11 protein-coding genes are annotated in these 15,850 nt (G+C 48.7%); 5 read left to right on the top strand and 6 right to left on the bottom strand.

The features are described 5' to 3' along the window. Window positions 1-25: 25 nt before the first annotated feature. Window positions 26-1,267 (bottom strand): dicarboxylate/amino acid:cation symporter, encoded by a 1,242-nt coding sequence (locus BLHYD_RS04935; RefSeq protein WP_005949493.1) that lies wholly within the window; start codon window positions 1,265-1,267, stop codon window positions 26-28. A 250-nt stretch (window positions 1,268-1,517) separates the two neighbouring features. Here BLHYD_RS04935 and BLHYD_RS04930 point away from each other — a divergent pair, with 250 nt between their 5' ends. The 4 genes from BLHYD_RS04930 (at window position 1,518) to BLHYD_RS04915 (ending at window position 6,569) form a co-directional block, all read left to right on the top strand. After that, window positions 1,518-2,243: a response regulator transcription factor gene (locus tag BLHYD_RS04930; RefSeq protein ID WP_005949491.1), complete on the top strand. Its 726-nt coding sequence runs from the start codon at window positions 1,518-1,520 to the stop codon at window positions 2,241-2,243. Beyond that, window positions 2,240-3,466 (top strand): sensor histidine kinase, encoded by a 1,227-nt coding sequence (locus BLHYD_RS04925; RefSeq protein WP_005949489.1) that lies wholly within the window; start codon window positions 2,240-2,242, stop codon window positions 3,464-3,466. The genes BLHYD_RS04930 and BLHYD_RS04925 overlap by 4 nt, the downstream gene beginning before the upstream one ends. Window positions 3,467-3,544: 78 nt before the next feature. Then, window positions 3,545-4,240: an ABC transporter ATP-binding protein gene (locus BLHYD_RS04920; RefSeq protein ID WP_005949487.1), complete on the top strand. Its 696-nt coding sequence runs from the start codon at window positions 3,545-3,547 to the stop codon at window positions 4,238-4,240. Continuing rightward, on the top strand, window positions 4,224-6,569 hold the full coding sequence (locus BLHYD_RS04915) for an ABC transporter permease (protein WP_005949485.1): 2,346 nt from the start codon (window positions 4,224-4,226) through the stop codon (window positions 6,567-6,569). The genes BLHYD_RS04920 and BLHYD_RS04915 overlap by 17 nt, the downstream gene beginning before the upstream one ends. A 206-nt stretch (window positions 6,570-6,775) precedes the next feature. Here BLHYD_RS04915 and BLHYD_RS04910 read toward each other — a convergent pair whose 3' ends face one another. After that, window positions 6,776-8,338 (bottom strand): xylulokinase, encoded by a 1,563-nt coding sequence (locus BLHYD_RS04910; protein ID WP_005949483.1) that lies wholly within the window; start codon window positions 8,336-8,338, stop codon window positions 6,776-6,778. A gap of 222 nt (window positions 8,339-8,560) precedes the next feature. Between BLHYD_RS04910 and BLHYD_RS17405 the strand changes: the two genes are divergently transcribed. Next, window positions 8,561-9,607 (top strand): zinc-binding dehydrogenase, encoded by a 1,047-nt coding sequence (locus tag BLHYD_RS17405; RefSeq protein ID WP_242648399.1) that lies wholly within the window; start codon window positions 8,561-8,563, stop codon window positions 9,605-9,607. 713 nt (window positions 9,608-10,320) lie between these two features. On the opposite strand, the gene BLHYD_RS04900 is transcribed toward BLHYD_RS17405, so the two are convergent. The 4 genes from BLHYD_RS04900 to BLHYD_RS04885 all read right to left on the bottom strand — a co-directional run bounded on the left by BLHYD_RS04900 (window position 10,321) and on the right by BLHYD_RS04885 (window position 15,826). Further along, on the bottom strand, window positions 10,321-11,502 hold the full coding sequence (locus BLHYD_RS04900; protein WP_040350655.1) for an MFS transporter: 1,182 nt from the start codon (window positions 11,500-11,502) through the stop codon (window positions 10,321-10,323). Window positions 11,503-11,584: 82 nt separating this feature from the next. Then, complete coding sequence (locus BLHYD_RS04895; RefSeq protein WP_005949476.1) at window positions 11,585-12,634, bottom strand: 2-hydroxyacid dehydrogenase; 1,050 nt, start codon at window positions 12,632-12,634, stop codon at window positions 11,585-11,587. 28 nt (window positions 12,635-12,662) lie between these two features. After that, window positions 12,663-14,636: an oxidoreductase gene (locus BLHYD_RS04890; protein ID WP_005949474.1), complete on the bottom strand. Its 1,974-nt coding sequence runs from the start codon at window positions 14,634-14,636 to the stop codon at window positions 12,663-12,665. A 44-nt stretch (window positions 14,637-14,680) separates the two neighbouring features. Continuing rightward, window positions 14,681-15,826, bottom strand: coding sequence for an iron-containing alcohol dehydrogenase family protein (locus BLHYD_RS04885; RefSeq protein WP_005949471.1), 1,146 nt, complete (start codon window positions 15,824-15,826; stop codon window positions 14,681-14,683). Between the last annotated feature and the right edge of the window lie 24 nt (window positions 15,827-15,850).

The raw sequence follows: 15,850 nt of genomic DNA, 5'->3' as shown, positions 1-15,850 counted from the left end.
CACTCCTCCTTATAAAATGTTAATATCAGACGCTTTCTTCAAGCATTGTCTTCTTCGCATCCAGCTCCCCTTCACTTCTTGCCACAATGGCGGAGCACATCAAATCTCCAATAATATTCACAGAAGTTCTGGGCATATCAATCAATTTATCTACACCGGCCACAATCGCTACGCCTTCCATAGGAAGCCCTACGGAAGTCAAAACCACACTTACCATAATAATGCTTGCTCCAGCCACCCCTGCAGTTCCGACAGAAGCTAAAACTGCTGTGGCAATAATCAGAATTTCCTCTGTGAGCGATAAATCCACTCCAAATAAATTCGCCACAAAAATCGCTGTCACGCCCTGGTAAATCGCTCCGCCATCCATATTCACCGTAGCCCCTAGTGGAAGAGTAAAGCTGCGAATCGGAAGCGGAATACCCAACCTTTTTCCACACTGCATGGTGGCAGGAAGAGTCGCTGAACTGCTACAGGTAGAAAAAGAAATGATAATTGCCTCCCAGCTTTTTTTCATAAATTCCAGTGGATTCATACCTACGCCAAACCGGATTCCCATGCCATAGATCAAAATCAAATGTAGAACCAGCCCAGCATACACCACCAATACAAAGCTCAAAAGCGGGAGCAGAACTTCTTTTCCGTTAGACGCAATCACCGGGGTAATCAAGGCAAACACCGCATACGGAGTAAAACTCATAACGATATCTGTGATTTTATACATGATGTCTGAAAAACCATCAATAAACCCCTTTACGGGCTCTGCCTTTTTCCCTACTATAACAATTCCTGCCCCTACGAATAGAGCAAATACAATGATCTGGAGCATGTCTCCATTTGCCATAGCCTGAATAGGATTAGACGGGATTATATTCGTCAATGTCTCCACGAAATTAGGTGTCTCCACAGCTTCAACCGCGACATCTGTCTTCAGATCAAGTCCTGTTCCCACATCCGTCAAATTACCTAAAATCACACCGATAGATGCTGCAAAAAACGTAGTCAAAAGATAAATTCCCATGGTCTTCAAGCCAATCCTGCCGAATTTTTTTACATCTCCCAGACCACAAGCTCCCATCACCAAAGAGCAAAAAACCAATGGCACAATCAGCATCTTCACTGCATTCAAATACAGCGTTCCAAATGGTTGTATAAACGTGGAAGCAAAATCCGCATACGGCTGAAGAATAATACCGATTACAATTCCCAAACCCAATCCAATAAGCACCTTTACAGAAAAATGTAATTTTTTCCGTTTTTTCTCCATGTTGCCCCTCCTTTTCTTTATCAACTTCTGATTCGGTTCCTTTTTCTAAAACCATTATCTCAAATAAAGTATTTCTAATATAGGAACAGAATTTCTCGATTCTTGCACTATTTTCTCTTCCTTAACACCTTACATTTCTGTAAGCCTGGAAGAAAAACAAAGATTCTGTGCTATAATAAGACAGTGCCCCTATACACGAAGGGCACCCTAAACTTTTATAATATCAGATAACTACAGGAGGGGATTTCACTTGAACCGACTATTCCTTTTAGAAGACGATGAAGATTTGATCGAAGGCTTAACCTATACTCTCAAGAAAAACCAATTTGAACTGGATGTCGCGCGGACGGTGCACAGTGCGAGGCGGCTGCTGGCAGACCAGAAAAATACTGCCGGCTGCTCCCTGCCAAAGCCATATGAGCTCCTGCTGCTGGACGTATCTCTACCTGACGGTACAGGCTTTGAAATCTGCGAGGAGCTCAGAAAAACAGGCAACCTGACACCGATTATCTTTCTGACGGCTGCCGACGAAGAGACCAGCATCATCCGCGGCCTGGACAGCGGAGGCGACGACTACATCACCAAGCCTTTCCGAATCGGAGAGCTGTGTTCCCGCATCCGTGCCCTATTGAGAAGAAGTTCTCATTTTTCCCATTCCAACCCCGATTTGCTGCTCTCAGGTCCTCTGACCATTGATCTTCTTGCCAGCAAAACTACATTGAATGGAGTCCCCCTAGAGCTCACCGGAGCAGAGTATCGCCTGCTGTGTCTCCTAGTTAAAAATTCTGGGAGAATTCTTGCCCGCAGCACAATTTTGGATGTTTTGTGGGACGGCAACGGCAGCTTTATCGACGACAATACTCTGTCTGTCTACATCCGACGGCTCAGGGAAAAATTAGAACAGGACCCCTCTCATCCGGAACACCTGATAACAGTCCGAGGATTCGGATATCAATGGAAGGAGGCAGAATCATGAATCCCCTGAACGAACGGCAGACCCGCGGTTACTTTTTATTTCTGGCAGTGTTTTCTGCCATTCTAGTTTTCCTCGCATTTCTGGGCGGCTGGGTACAGACGCAGCTGCTAGGGGAAGCCATTGCACAGCGGGAGGCTGCCATTGCCTCTTCTTTGACAGAACAGGGAGTGCCTCTAACTGCTCTAGCTACTGCCTTTAAAAACACCGAAGTAACGAAAAGCGGTCTGAGCTTTCTCACCAAAATTGGACACTCTAAGGACACTCCCATCTGGCTTACTGCCTCCACAGATAAGAGCTCTGCCTGGTTCCTGACCTTTGGTGTCTGCGCTATGCTGCTGACTGCCATCCTGCTGGCCGTCTCCTTTTTCCATCTTTCTAGGAGGGAACGGCTCTATACCCAGGCGGCAGATATCCTCTCCAAATTCGCTGCCGGAGACTTCAGCGTCCGGCTTCCCCGAAACCAGCCGGGCGCCCTCTATCGGATGTTCACCCGGGCTGACCAGTTGGCCATGGCCCTCTATTCTCAAAACGAAGCGGAACATAAATCCCAAGAATTTCTCAAACAGACCATCTCCGACATCTCCCATCAGCTGAAGACGCCACTATCCGCCCTCAGCATGTACCTAGAGATTCTGCAAAATGAGACAGAGAATCCCGGCACCGTACGAAAATTTTCTGAGAAAGCGTTGCGTTCCCTGTCCAGAATAGAAAATTTCATCCAGACACTCCTGAAAATCGCCCGCCTGGACGCAGACAGCATTTCCTTTGAGAGCAAGCCCTGTAACATTTCCTCTCTGGCTGCGCAGGCCACAGAGGAATTTCGGACCCAAGCCGCTTCAGAAAATAAAAAGCTTCTGATGGAAGGCCCCTCAGACGCCTATCTGCTGTGCGATTCTCTGTGGACAAAAGAGGCTCTCGCAAACCTGGTTAAAAATGCTCTGGAACACACTTCTTCAGGTAGCACGATACGAATCACCTGGCAGAATACCTCTCTCACAACCAGAATTCTTGTGTCAGACGACGGCTGCGGAATTCCCCCTGAAGACATCCATCACATATTTAAGCGTTTTTACCGCAGCCAGACTCCTAGCCACAGCCAGGGCATCGGTCTGGGGCTTCCATTGGCCAAGGCAATCGTGGAAGGCCAGAGCGGAATTCTCTCCGTCCAGAGCCATCCCGGGGAAGGAACCACCTTCACAATGTCCTTCCTTACAAAACCGTAAGCTCAAATTCACCGGAATGTAAGCGGAACGTGTTACTCTTAGTTCAGAACAACGATTCAAGAAAGGAAGCGCAAAACTATGGAAATACTGAGAGTAGAAAAACTCTGCAAGACCTATCACACAGGGGCCATCCAGATCAAAGCCCTGCAAAATGTGTCTTTCACTCTGCAAAAGGGGGAATTCGCAGCCGTTGTCGGAGAATCCGGCTCAGGAAAAAGTACTCTGCTAAACTGTATTGGCGGACTGGACGTTCCCACTTCCGGCAAAATATACCTGGACAAAGAAGATCTCTTCTCCATGGATGAAACCAAAAGAACGATCTACCGGCGACAGAACATCGGATTTATCTTTCAGTCCTTTCACCTGATCTCCGAGTTAAATGTGGAACAGAATATCATCTTTCCCCTGCTTTTAGACCATCAAAAACCTGACAAAGAACAGGTAAATGAGATTCTTCGCCTGCTTGGACTCCTCGACCGCCGGCACCATCTTCCCAGTCAGCTATCCGGCGGCCAGCAGCAGCGGGTGGCTATCGGCCGGGCCCTTATCACAAGGCCCGCCTTGATATTGGCAGACGAGCCCACGGGAAACCTGGACTCCAAAAATAGCCAGGATGTAATGGAGCTGCTCTTAGAGGCTTCCCGCCGTTACCAACAGACCGTCCTGATGATTACCCACAACGCAAACCTAGCCGCCGGCGCGGACCATGTTCTGAATGTCACTGACGGTATTCTGAGAGATCTGGGGAGGCTTGAAAATGAAACATTATCTTGATTTGATTCCTATTTCGGAAAAGGTACATCGAAGACAGAGCCGTATGACCCGGGCCTGCATCTTTCTGGCAGTTTTTCTCGTCACGGTCATCTTCAGCATGGCTGACATGCAGATTCGAACGGAAAAAAACCAGGCCATACAGTCTGATGGAAAGTGGCATGCGTGCTTCGCAGGACTCACGGAGGAGGAAGGTCAGCTTCTGTCCGCACGCCCCAAAATTCAAGAGATCTCCTGGTACGGAGTGACAAACTACGGCCTCGACATGGGGTACACCGTTTCCGGCACGCAGACCGTTCTGTGCGGTTTTGACAAATCCTTCCTTGAGCTTTTTCCCGTGGCCAAGACAACCCAAGGAACCTATCCGGTCAAGGACAACGAAGTCATAGCCACAGAAAGCCTGAAAGACCAGCTGGGCATACAAATCGGTGACACCTTGTCTTTGAAAACTCCTGACCGCGTCTTGACTCTCACGGTCTGCGGCTTTACAAAAAATACTTCCATGCTGACAAAGCATGACGCCTTCGGCCTTTTTTTCAACACCTCCGGCTACCAGAAGTTTTTTTCAGAAGACACCCTGGCCTCCGACAGTGTCTACTATGTCCAGTTCACCCCTTACTGCAACATTCAAAAAGAAATTTCTGAAATTCAGACACAGTTTGGCCTCTACGAGAAACAGATCACACAAAATACGAAGCTTCTGGCTATGATGTTCCAAAGCAACGACTCTTATATGCTTCAGTTATATCTGACTGCCGCCGTTCTCGCCTTCCTGGTGATGGTCGCCGGCATTTTGATGATCACCAGCAGCCTGAACAGCAATATCTCCCAGAGAATTGAATTCTTTGGCCTGATGCGTTGTCTGGGCGCGACATCAAAACAAATCCGGCGTTTTGTCATACGGGAAGCGCTCTGCTGGTGCAAAACCGCAGTTTTTCTAGGCCTTACGGCAAGCATCCTCGTGACCTGGGGACTGTGCGCTATGCTCAGATTCCTAAGCCCCGGCCTCTTTTTGCAGATGCCTGCCTTCAGTGTCAGCTGGGCCAGCCTCATTCTCGGTCTGTCCATTGGGCTGATAACGGTCCTGCTGGCCGCGATTTCCCCCGCAAAGAAGGCCTCGAGGGTGTCCCCTTTGACCGCCGTCAGTGGCAATACTCACGCCTTCGCCCAGCCTTCTAACAAATCTGCGAGCACCCGGCTTTTTTCTGTGGAAATCGCCCTTGGCATCCACCATGCGGCAGGGAGCAAAAAGAACTTGATTTTGATGGCTGGTTCCTTTGCGTTCAGTATCATCCTGTTCCTAGCTTTCAGTCCCGCCGTCAGTTTCTTAAACCATGCCTTTAACCCATTAAAACCCTATGCCCCGGATCTGACCATTTCCAGCGACGACAGCAGTCTCACCATCTCAAAAAATCTAGCTAGTCAGATAGCAGAACATCCGGCTGTCAAACGAGTTTATGGACGGAGTATTTCTTCAAACCTGACAGTCAGAACAAAGGGAAAAGACCTTGCTGTCAATCTGGTCTCCTATGAAGAACATCAGCTTCAATGGGCCAAAGACGCCCTGCTGGAAGGAGAAACGAAACAACCCAAGGTGGAAAGATCCTTGATCTTCACGGTCTATTCCCAGGATAATCCGCTGACGCTTCACAGCACGTTTTCTGTGAATGCAGACTCCTCAAAAGAGTTCTCTGTGGACGGAGTGGTGTCTTCCTACCCGTTTCACTCCATGGACGGGACACCGACCATAATCTGTTCAGAACCGCTGTTCCTGGAGCTGACGGGAAAGAACGGCTACTCTGTCATAGATGTTCAGCTAAAAAAAGAAGCCTCAGACGAAGATGTCCAAGAGCTTCGCACTCTGCTCCCAGAAGGCGTTTCCTTTTCCGACCTCAGATTGAGCAATCAGGAGACCACTGGAGCTTTCTACTCCTGCGCACTGTTCATCTACGGTTTCTTGGTGGTGATCGCTTTGATCTCTGTCTTCAACATCGTCAACAGCATTGCCCTGAGCGTCACCTCCAGAATCCAGCAGTATGGCTCCATGCGTGCAATCGGAATGAGCAGCCGGCAGCTCACAAAAATGGTAGCGGCCGAGGCTATGACCTACGGATTCTGTGGAATTCTCGCCGGCTGCGCAGCCGGACTCCCGCTGAACCGTTTTCTCTTTCAGCGGCTGGTCTCCTTCCGCTGGGGCGATGCCTGGACTCTGCCTGTCTTTGCGCTGCTTGTGATCCTCTCGGTCGTTTTACTGTCCGTACTGCTCTCCATTCTTGGACCCACAAGACGCATCCGTAACCTGGTGATCGTGGATACCATCAATGACTTATGAGCAAAGTGGGCAAGCCCACTTCAACTCCCCATTTCCCCAATCTTTGAGGGGTGCAGCTCACTTTGCAGTGCACTACCTTACTGCGGTGTACATCCTTCGCAAAGAGTTTCTGTCATAGGAAAGAGCTTTCACACACTAGCGTGACACGGTCTTTCCTATGACAAAACAAACCACGCTGGGTGCTAAGCACGGCAGCGTGGTTTCTCCTATTTCCCCATGCAGTCCAACATATTTTTGAGTCTCCTTAAATCTCCATCCAAATGCTGATACATCTCCACATAATAAGGATATAACTTATCATACGCCTGTACCCACTCGTCCACAGGCTGTATGATCTCATTTACCTTGACAATCTGCTCTACTGCTTTTGTCAAATTTGGAAATACTCCGACCTTATTTCCCACGATAAACACATCGCCCACTGGTACGTCGCCGGACTTTTCATCCAGCAAATACACAGGCATTTTCAGCATAGACGCTTTAATCTGTGACCAAGTACGGCTCTTTGCCCCTCCGCCACAGATCCGCAGCACCTTCGCTTTCGCCCCTGACTCCTTCACTGTCTCTATCACATGGCGCAGGGCATAGGCAGTACCTTCAAATACCGACCGTACCAAGTCCGCCCGCTTCATTTCCATTCCCATGCCGATGAACATCCCTCTGGCATATTCATTCCACAGAGGCGCTCTCTCGCCCAGCAGATATGGGAAAAAGAACACACCGCCGGCACCCGGCTTTGACTCCAAAGCCAGCTCGTTTAGGTAAGTATAGATATTTTTATCATGCTCTTTCGCGTACTGCCGTTCTTCTGCCGCCATTGTCTCTATAAACCATTTCAGCGCTGCCCCGCTGGTCTGAATCGGCGCGTCATATACCCAGGGCATCCCGCTGATGGCGCAGGGCTTCGTCACCACCGGAAGATCCGGAGCGCTTTTGATATCGCTTCCCACGAATACCAAAGAAGTCGTCCCGGAAGACTCCCCTGCTTCCCCTAAGCGGCTCATACCTGTAGCATACATGGCCGCCATGGCATCACTACAGCCTGCCACCACTGGAATCCCCGCAATCAAACCAGTTTCCTTTGCCGCCTCATCCGTGACAAAGCCAATAATCTCATCTACCAGCCGAGGCTTGGGCAGATAGTCATCCAGGTTTACTCCAATCACATCCCCGATCTCTTTTGACCATTCCATTGTGCTGATATCCAGACACTGTGTCCGGGATGCCTGGTCGATATCCGTCGTCATGTTCCCCGTAAGCTTGTAATTAATAAAAGAACTGGCCTGCAAAAAAGCCTTTGTCTTGCAAAACAGCTCCGGTTCGTTTTTCTTAAACCACAAGATTTTATTAGGCATAAAAGCCACGGAGGGCTGGCCGCCTACAATCTGTACGAAACGTTCAAATCCAATTTTATCTACAATATAGTGCAGCTCATTGGCAGAGCGCCCATCCTGATAAGTAATCGCATTGCGAAGCGGTCTTCCCTGTACGTCCACCGGCAGTAGCGTGACTGTATGGGAACTGATGGAAATTCCACGGATACGTTTCACTACATCCTCACCCGCCTGTTCCGTTATCTGGCGGAAAATTTCCACCGTATTGGCCCACCATTCCTTAGCATCCTGTTCCTGCATATCCGGTCCCGGATTTAAAAAACGGCTGGGCCTGGCAGCCTCCGCAGCAACCGTCCCATCCTCTGCCATAATAACTGCCTTTATGTTCGTTGTTCCGCAATCCATCCCCAACAGGTAGTTTTCCACTCTTCCCATGCTTATTTTCCTCCATTTTTCGTGCTCTTATCTACACATTTTTCTCCTTACACCAAGCTTAACAAAATCCTCTGTTTAACTCAAAACAGTATTTTCCTTATGCAAGCGGAAAAATTATTACTTCCGTTATATAACGGCAATTTTAAATTTGAATTTGTCCGCATCGAAACCTATACTGAGTCCATAGACAGAAAATCAAAAAAACCGAAAGGAGTTTTTACTATGGAAATGAAAGCAGCATTGATGTACGGACCAAACGACATCCGCGTGGAAATGGTGGAAAAGCCTACCTGCCCAGTGGATGGTCTGATCTTAAAAATTATGGCCGTGGGACTTTGCGGTTCTGACATCCGCAACCTGACCAGCGATTCCAGAAAAGGCAATTATCCTTTTATTTACGGGCATGAGATTGTGGGAATCGTGGATGAAACCGGGCCTAAGGAAAGTAAATATCAGGTTGGTGAACGGCTCTTTTTGTTCCCCGGTACTTACTGTATGGAATGCGAGGAATGTATCAGCGGCCACAGTGAAAACTGCTCTAACACAGAAGTAGCACACCTGGCTGGAACCGGCGGTTTCGCTCAGTTCGTAGCGGTATCCGGTGAGAAAATCCGCCGGGGCGGCATCTACAAAATTCCTGTGAATGTCTCCTTCGAAGCTGCCAGCCTCGGCGAACCGCTGACTTCCGTGTTCGCCTGCCTGGAAAATGTGAACGTGGGCTATCCTGACACCCTGGTCATCATTGGTGCCGGCCCCATCGGATGTTTCATGGCACAGCTCGCAAAACATAGAGGCGCTCAGCGTGTCATCATGCTGGACTTAAACGACAGGCGCCTGGAAATGGCCAAAAACTTCGGCGTGGACGTCACAGTGAACAGTTCAAAAGAAGATCCTATTCAAGCCGTTCTGCGGCTGACAAACCAAAAAGGTGCGGATAAGGTAATCTCAGCCACCCCCGCCAACACTACCCAGACCCAAAGCATTCATATGGTAAAAAAAGGCGGACTGGTCGTCTTCTTCGGCGGCGTGCCAAAGGGCTCCATGACCGAGCTGGACTGCAACCTGATTCATTACAACAACATCTGGATTAAAGGCCATTTCGGTGCCTCCTACAGCCAGTCCCAGAGAGCTTACCAGCTGGCGATCTCTCCTAGCTTTCCAACCGAAAAGTTCATCACCCACATTCTTCCGCTGAATAAAATCAATGAGGGAATTCAGCTCACAAAAACCGGAGAGGCCATCAAAGTGGTTCTGCATCCTTGGGATTAATTTTTTATAGAAGCAGTTCAGTTAGGAAGCTGAACTGCTATTCTTTTTTGCTATCAGCTAACTGCGGTACCACGATGGATAGCAGTAGGAAATTTTCACCGATAGCTACATACTATATGAGTAAATAGTGACCTTGTTTTCGAAAACTCCTATTTTCTATATTGACATATTGCAGATTTTATTCTACAGTCACACTAATAAAATTTTCTGGCCTCTATAATCTGTGCTGTACAGTTTATGTTCTATGGCTCTAATAGTCTTTATAGCGTTTTCCCACCTTTAAAAAAGAAGAAATGTCAGCCCATCTTTATAAATCAAATCGTAGATGCAATACTTGCTCAACAATAGATTTACCTGGACAGCCAGTAGAACGGCTATGGTTCTCCGTCCTGAGTCTTGACAGGAGGGGATGCTTATGAGTGATTATGAGATACTTATGATAATTCTGACAACTGCCAGTTTAATCGTAACAATCCTTACATACACCCATAAGAAATAGCCGCCCTGCTCTCTAGAAAAGAATAGGCGGCTAAATCCTTAGCATTATATTCACCAGGGCAGGGAGCCTTATCCTCCCTTACTGGCTGTCTTGTTAAATGTATTATATTACACAACATTTTTTTTGTCAAATCCCCAAAACGTTGTACTGTGTTCTGACCGGCATGCTGTATTTATCGTCCTGGCAGCTTTTCATAAATTCGATAGGGAAAGATCTATTCTCCCTGAGAATCCAGAGCCTGTGCATCCGTTGTCGGTGCTTTTATACATGCCACTAGACCGATCACAACCAAAGCCGCTGCAGATACCAGAAAACGGTTGGCGATATCATCGCCCAGAATGCTGGCCATGGCATTGACCACATACGCGGAAATAAAGTTGCCGACGTTATAGGTTGCCGATACAATTGCGATCGCCAGCGATGCCTGCGCCGGATGCACCATATTGGCCGCAAAGGTAACCGCTCCCGGATTTCGGATGGCGAAACCAAATCCTACAATGACCGCTCCGACACAAATCACCAGATAGCTGGTGGAAAATCCAACCATGGCAGTACCCGCCGCCATTAAGAGAATCGCCGCGCCAATGGTAAAACGCTTGAAAATTTTCACCGTCGTTCCCAGTACCAGGCCGCCCAGGATACCCACTACCTGCATAATCGCAGCCACGGTACCCGCCGTGCTGGCATCACCGATTCCCTTGCGGTCCAGATACATGGCAATGTTTGTGTTGAAGGTTGCGACAAAAATCCCGGTAATCAGGCACAGAATGCCAAAATAAACCATACTGCCGGAAATTGCGCTTCCTTTTCCTTTTTCCACCCTTGGAGTGGTTTCTCCCTTGGGAACCGTCAATAGAATGATAAGAATAATCGGCAGCGCAATTAAGAAGACCAGATATCCTCTCTTCCAGCCTGCCATTGCTGTCAAAAGACCGGAACCTTTCGCGATGATCGTGCCACCGATGCTTACAAAAATGGACTGAAAACCCATAATCCTGGATTTTTCCAAGCCAGTAAAATAATCCGAAATCAGCGACGAACTGGTAACTACTACAAAAGACAGGCCCACGCCGATGATAATGCTAGACAAATACAGCATCCAAAGCTGTGAGCTCAATACCTGCGGAAGCAGCGCACCCGCCAGCATCAAAAAAGTTCCGATCATTGCAATATCTCTCTTGGTAATTTTAGATTCCAAAAACGGCTCCAAAATCATTGCTGGCAAAGTAACTAGATTAATCAGTGTCAGAACAATCTGAATCGCAGAATCACTTGCATCTGGGAAGAATTTCCCTACTTCTGCCAAGATAGGCGCCAACGCGCTGTTGCAGGCCATGGTCAAGGACATCACCAGCAGACCGGCCGCTATTACTTTTTTGCTTTTTCCCTGTGACATTTTTCGTCCCCCTTCTTCTGGTGTATGAGCTTTTGCCGTATCCGTCGCCGAATACATCAAAAGCCCATACATCCGGTAATTGTCATCGGTTCCAGATATACTTTCTTTCTTCGCCTTTCACATAGGCCAAAACTTCCTGAGCCATCATCTCACCTGACCAGTTATCCACATCTGTAGTAAGTCCCGCCATATGAGGGGTGCAGACCACATTGCGCATGGACAGCAGCGGATGGTTTGCCGGAACCGGTTCCTCCCAGTACACATCTACGGCTGCTCCCGCTATCGCTTTATTTCGCAGAGCTTCAATAAAATCCTTCTGATCAATCACTGCCGCCCGCGCGGTGTTAATTACATAGGCCGTAGGTTTCATCTTAGAAAACCATTCCTTGTTTACCATTCCCTTCGTGGATTCCAGCACCGGCAGGTGAATGCTTAACATATCGCACTCCCTTAACATCGTATCCAAATCCACTGCTTTCGCGCCGTCTGCTTCGATCTTTTCTGCCGGCATATAAGGGTCATAGGCCAGAATCTCCATACCGAATGCCTTCGCCCGAACGGCCACCTCCCGGCCAATCGCTCCATAGCCTGCGACTCCCAGCTTCTTTCCATACAGTTCAAAGCCGATTCCATAATCTGTAAAAGGATGCTTTTCATCCAGCGGCCCAAACGTGACGTTCTTGACGTCCGGCACATCGTAAATATTTTCCTTAGCCGGTCCTGTATGCTCTCCTTTCAGCAACCCCGTAGCGCTCAAGGTCAGATGTCTGGCCGCCGCAATCATAAGTCCCATGTTAAATTCTGCCACTGCGACCCGGTTTCTGCCGGGTGTGTAGGAAAGCCTTAATCCCGCGGCTTTGACCGCTTCATTGTCCACAGTAACCGGAGTTCCCTTCGCTGCCCCGATAAATTTCATCCCGGCCTCTGCCCAGGTCTGGATCGTGTCTGCTCCGGCATACTCATCACCCAGCACCACAATCTCAAAGCCCGTACACTCTTCTTTTGTCATCTCTTCTGTCACATTGCCTTTTCCATGCTTTAATTCCCCGGCAATGGTAATATCACAAAATTCCTTGATCTCTTCCATCCTTTTTTCCGGAAGCTTTGTACATAGTACCATCTGCTTTTTCATAGTTATCCGTCCCCTTTCTTTTCTAAGCCTACACCAGAAGCGCAGAATAATAACCGTTATTTACAGCGTCATAAATTTTTCCTACCTTCCGGCAATCCCCGATGATATGGTATTCGTCCACCAAGTCTGCCAGGGCATCCACCTTGTCATAAGGAGAAGCAAATCCCAACGCACAAACTACCGTATCGCCAGCGATCACAAACTCTTTCCCGTCTCTTTTACAGAGCACGCCTTCCGGCAACACTTCTTTTACCTTTGTATTCACATGACAGACTGCCGCCTTTTCAACCTGCGGCATCAACCCGCCCCGGTAAAAAGAATTTACTTCCATGGCAATCTCCGGCTTCATCTCCACAATGACGCACTCTTTTCCTTCATGGGCAAAGCCTACCGCACCTTCCGCACCCACCAGGCCTCCGCCGAGAATAATAAGCTTCTGTCCCAGTTTCTCCGGATGCAGCTCCGCGTCAACAGCCATAACCACATGCTCGCCATCCAGCCCTTTGATGGGCGGACGCAGTTCTCTGGAACCAATGGCCACAAACAGGGCGTCCGGCGCAAATGCTTTCACGTATTCCGGAGTCACCTCCGTATGAAATTCCACCTTTACGCCCGCTTCTTTTACCCGGTTTTCCAGCACAGTAATCAGCTTACGGATATCCTCTTTGAAATAGGCAGCCCCCGCCGGATGCAGATTCCCTCCAAGCCGGTCTGTCTTCTCCACTAAGGTCACATCGTGTCCTCTCTTAGCCGCCGTAATGGCGGCTTCCATCCCTGCCGGCCCGCCTCCTGCCACCAGTACTTTTTTCCTCTGCTTCGGTGCAGACTTTGCAAATCTATCCGCCAGCTGTTCGCCCATAACTGGATTCACCGCGCATTTTACCATCTCCAGTTCACCAGTAGCTCCAAAGCATTCATAACATCTCAGGCATGGCGTGATATCCTCCTCACAGCCATAGGCCGCTTTATCCGGCAGATACGGATCCGCCAGGCTTGCGCGCCCCAGCTCCACTACATCCGCCTGTCCGGACGCAAGAATTTCTTCCATCTGCGCAGGGTCATTCAGGGAACCCACACAGGCTACTGGAGTTTTCACATGCCTCTTAATTTCCGCCGCCAGATACACATTCACTCCCCTCGGGAAAAAAGCGGAGGGATGGGTTCGGCAGAACATCGCGGGATCCTCATGATTTCCGCAGGAGACATTAATCAGATCTACTCTGCCGTCAATCATCTTGGCCAGTCTGGTGCAGTCTTCCAAATTCAGGCCGATCTCCGAAAAATCATCACCAGAAATTCTGGCTTCGATGGGGAAATGAGGTCCGACGCCTTCCCGGACCGCGTCCAGAGCCAGCAAAAAGAATCTGGCGCGATTCTCAAAGGAACCGCCGAATTCATCGGTACGCCGGTTCCAGACCGGAGACAAAAACTGCGAGAACAGCCATCCATGGGCCGCATGTACCTGCACCATGTCAAATCCTGTCTCTTTGCAGAGCTTTGCCGCTTTTTTGTAGGATTCTATAATTTCATAAATTAACTCTCTTGGCATCTCCTGTACCTCTCCGGCCGGCATCTGCATATGGCTGGGCCCGTAGGCCACCTTACAGGTGTCCACATCGCCACCCACACTGGCCAGGCCACCGTACATGCCCCCATGAGAAAGCTGTATATTCGCATAAGCACCTGCATTGTGGATGGCCCTAGCTGCCTCCGTCATACCCTGACGCACACCAAAAGCATCCAGCTGCAGTTGCTTATTGTGAGATTTTCCTGTGGCTGAATGCACAATGGCTTCCCCGTAGGTCACCACTCCTGCTCCACCTTTTGCCTTCTCCTCCAGATACGCGATCATCTCCGGTGTAAAATGGCCGTTTAAATCAATCATACTGGGGCTGGTAGGCGCGCAGATGATACGATTTTTCATTCTTATATTCCCAATTCGGATAGGTGAAAACAGGTGCGGAAATTTTTCCCCATATCTACACTTCTTTTTGATCTCCATTTTATCCTCCCTTCTCCCAATTCCTCTTTTTACTGAGGAAGGTCTCAGAACGCTTTTTTCAAAATTGACAGTATGTCTTCTTTGGTAATTCCCTGTCTTGGATTAAAATTCAGCACTGGCTCTTTTAACACATCGTCCGCCAGCATCTCGAAATCCTTCTCCTCAATCCCCTGCTGCGACAGCGTCTTGATCTGCAGCTCTTTCGTCAACCTTAAAAGTTCCCTCGAAAGCAGATATTTATCCTCTTCCAGATTTCCCGTCACCGACAGCTCAATCGCTCTGGCCAGCTCTACCATTTTTTCCGGGCAGCTCTCTGCATTATATTCCATAACATAGGGAAGTACTGCCGCGTTTGCCATACCATGCGCGAGATGAAAATGCGCGCTTAACGTATGAGCAATCCCGTGCACCAGTCCCAAATTGGCATTGGAAAAACCAAAGCCTACGATAATACATCCTAGCATCATCTGCTCTCTGGCCGCCATATCAGAACCATCCTTTACCGCCAAAGGCAGATTTTTATGAAAAATCTGCAAACTCTTTAAAGAATGGTACTCTGTCAACGGCGTCGCCATATTGGAAATATAGCTCTCCACCGCGTGTGTGATTGCGTCCATTCCCGTAGCCGCAGTCACAGAGGGCGGCGTACTCTTTGTAAATTCCGGGTCTGCAATCACCTTGTTCGCTGTGATTTTGTTGTCAATAATCACATACTTGCAGACAGCTTTTGTATCCGTCAGCGCCACCACGTTGGTGATCTCACTGGAAGTCCCTGCCGTGGTAGGAATCGCTATCAGCGGAAGAACCGGGGTTTTTACCAGTCCAATGCCGCCGTACCGTCCAATAGGCCCTTCATTTGTCATCAAAATATTCACTGCCTTAGTCAAGTCAATACAGCTTCCGCCTCCCACAGCCACAAATACATCGACGTTTTCCCTGCGCGCTATTTCAGCCGCCTCTTCCACCACCTCGTTGGTGGGATTGGGAATCACGCCCTCAAAAACCGTGATCTTTACCTGCGCTTTCTCCACTTCGTTTAGAACCTTTTGAGCAATACCAACCCGCTTCACGCTGGAACCATATACCACCATCACGCTTTTGGCTTTGTAAGCTTTCAAGATTTCCGAAAGCTTATGTACTGCGTCTTTTCCAAATACCACATCACTGCTTGCGTAAAATTCTTTCGCCATTTCGCCGTCCCCTTCCTATCAGTC

This window comes from Blautia hydrogenotrophica DSM 10507 (assembly GCF_034356035.1).
GTDB lineage: Bacteria > Bacillota > Clostridia > Lachnospirales > Lachnospiraceae > Blautia_A > Blautia_A hydrogenotrophica.
The sequence above is the reverse complement of the archived record's forward strand: the minus strand, read 5'-3'. Positions and strand labels throughout refer to the sequence as shown.